The sequence below is a fragment of the Citrobacter sp. Cm046 genome (genome assembly GCF_030333065.1).
GTDB classification, from domain to species: domain Bacteria; phylum Pseudomonadota; class Gammaproteobacteria; order Enterobacterales; family Enterobacteriaceae; genus Citrobacter; species Citrobacter murliniae.
In genome coordinates this window covers 1-2,959 of sequence record NZ_JAOWGP010000024.1, presented here as the reverse complement: position 1 = coordinate 2,959, position 2,959 = coordinate 1, and the positions used below count along the sequence as shown (strand labels likewise).

The window sequence follows — 2,959 nt, the reverse complement described above, 5'->3', positions numbered from 1 at the left end:
TTCGCCAAAACAGCTTCGGCGTTGTAAGGTTAAGCCTCACGGTTCATTAGTATCGGTTAGCTCAATGTATCGCTACACTTACACACCCGACCTATCAACGTCGTCGTCTTCAACGTTCCTTCAGGAGACTTAAAGTCTCAGGGAGAACTCATCTCGGGGCAAGTTTCGTGCTTAGATGCTTTCAGCACTTATCTCTTCCGCATTTAGCTACCGGGCAATGCCATTGGCATGACAACCCGAACACCAGTGATGCGTCCACTCCGGTCCTCTCGTACTAGGAGCAGCCCCCCTCAATTCTCCAGCGCCCACGGCAGATAGGGACCGAACTGTCTCACGACGTTCTAAACCCAGCTCGCGTACCACTTTAAATGGCGAACAGCCATACCCTTGGGACCTACTTCAGCCCCAGGATGTGATGAGCCGACATCGAGGTGCCAAACACCGCCGTCGATATGAACTCTTGGGCGGTATCAGCCTGTTATCCCCGGAGTACCTTTTATCCGTTGAGCGATGGCCCTTCCATTCAGAACCACCGGATCACTAAGACCTGCTTTCGCACCTGCTCGAGCCGTCACTCTCGCAGTCAAGCTAGCTTATGCCTTTGCACTAACCTCCTGATGTCCGACCAGGATTAGCTAACCTTCGTGCTCCTCCGTTACTCTTTAGGAGGAGACCGCCCCAGTCAAACTACCCACCAGACACTGTCCGCAACCCGGATTACGGGTCTACGTTAGAACACCAGCCATTAAAGGGTGGTATTTCAAGGTTGGCTCCATGCAGACTGGCGTCCACACTTCAAAGCCTCCCACCTATCCTACACATCAAGGACCAGTGTTCAGTGTCAAGCTATAGTAAAGGTTCACGGGGTCTTTCCGTCTTGCCGCGGGTACACTGCATCTTCACAGCGAGTTCAATTTCACTGAGTCTCGGGTGGAGACAGCCTGGCCATCATTACGCCATTCGTGCAGGTCGGAACTTACCCGACAAGGAATTTCGCTACCTTAGGACCGTTATAGTTACGGCCGCCGTTTACCGGGGCTTCGATCAAGAGCTTCTCCTTACGGATAACCCCATCAATTAACCTTCCGGCACCGGGCAGGCGTCACACCGTATACGTCCACTTTCGTGTTTGCACAGTGCTGTGTTTTTAATAAACAGTTGCAGCCAGCTGGTATCTTCGACTGATTTCAGCTCCATGAGTAAATCACTTCACCTACATATCAGCGTGCCTTCTCCCGAAGTTACGGCACCATTTTGCCTAGTTCCTTCACCCGAGTTCTCTCAAGCGCCTTGGTATTCTCTACCTGACCACCTGTGTCGGTTTGGGGTACGATTTCGTGTTACCTGATGCTTAGAGGCTTTTCCTGGAAGCAGGGCATTTGTTACTTCAGCACCGTAGTGCCTCGTCATCACACCTCAGCGTTAAAAGGTACCGGATTTACCTGGAACCTCCGCCTACATGCTTAAACCGGGACAACCGTCGCCCGGCTAACATAGCCTTCTCCGTCCCCCCTTCGCAGTAACACCAAGTACAGGAATATTAACCTGTTTCCCATCGACTACGCCTTTCGGCCTCGCCTTAGGGGTCGACTCACCCTGCCCCGATTAACGTTGGACAGGAACCCTTGGTCTTCCGGCGTGCGGGTTTTTCACCCGCATTATCGTTACTTATGTCAGCATTCGCACTTCTGATACCTCCAGCACCCCTCACAGGACACCTTCAACGGCTTACAGAACGCTCCCCTACCCAACAACACATAGTGTCGCTGCCGCAGCTTCGGTGCATGGTTTAGCCCCGTTACATCTTCCGCGCAGGCCGACTCGACCAGTGAGCTATTACGCTTTCTTTAAATGATGGCTGCTTCTAAGCCAACATCCTGGCTGTCTGTGCCTTCCCACATCGTTTCCCACTTAACCATGACTTTGGGACCTTAGCTGGCGGTCTGGGTTGTTTCCCTCTTCACGACGGACGTTAGCACCCGCCGTGTGTCTCCCGTGATAACATTCTTCGGTATTCGCAGTTTGCATCGGGTTGGTAAGTCGGGATGACCCCCTAGCCGAAACAGTGCTCTACCCCCGAAGATGAATTCACGAGGCGCTACCTAAATAGCTTTCGGGGAGAACCAGCTATCTCCCGGTTTGATTGGCCTTTCACCCCCAGCCACAAGTCATCCGCTAATTTTTCAACATTAGTCGGTTCGGTCCTCCAGTTAGTGTTACCCAACCTTCAACCTGCCCATGGCTAGATCACCGGGTTTCGGGTCTATACCCTGCAACTTAACGCCCAGTTAAGACTCGGTTTCCCTTCGGCTCCCCTATTCGGTTAACCTTGCTACAGAATATAAGTCGCTGACCCATTATACAAAAGGTACGCAGTCACCCCATAAAGAGGCTCCCACTGCTTGTACGTACACGGTTTCAGGTTCTTTTTCACTCCCCTCGCCGGGGTTCTTTTCGCCTTTCCCTCACGGTACTGGTTCACTATCGGTCAGTCAGGAGTATTTAGCCTTGGAGGATGGTCCCCCCATATTCAGACAGGATACCACGTGTCCCGCCCTACTCTTCGAGTTCACAACATGTGCAATTTTGTGTACGGGACTATCACCCTGTACCGTCGGACTTTCCAGACCGTTCCACTACCACACATGCTGATTCAGACTCTGGGCTGCTCCCCGTTCGCTCGCCGCTACTGGGGGAATCTCGGTTGATTTCTTTTCCTCGGGGTACTTAGATGTTTCAGTTCCCCCGGTTCGCTTCATTACGCTATGTATTCACGTAATGATAGTGTGTCGAAACACACTGGGTTTCCCCATTCGGAAATCGCCGGTTATAACGGTTCATATCACCTTACCGACGCTTATCGCAGATTAGCACGTCCTTCATCGCCTCTGACTGCCAGGGCATCCACCGTGTACGCTTAGTCGCTTAACCTCACAACCCGAAGATGTTTCGTAAAACA

Annotated in this window: 1 rRNA gene; it reads right to left on the bottom strand. The window is 52.1% G+C overall.

The features are described 5' to 3' along the window. Nucleotides 1-25: 25 nt before the first annotated feature. Nucleotides 26-2,931: ribosomal RNA gene (locus tag OGX98_RS00845) — 23S ribosomal RNA — on the bottom strand. Nucleotides 2,932-2,959: the final 28 nt, after the last annotated feature.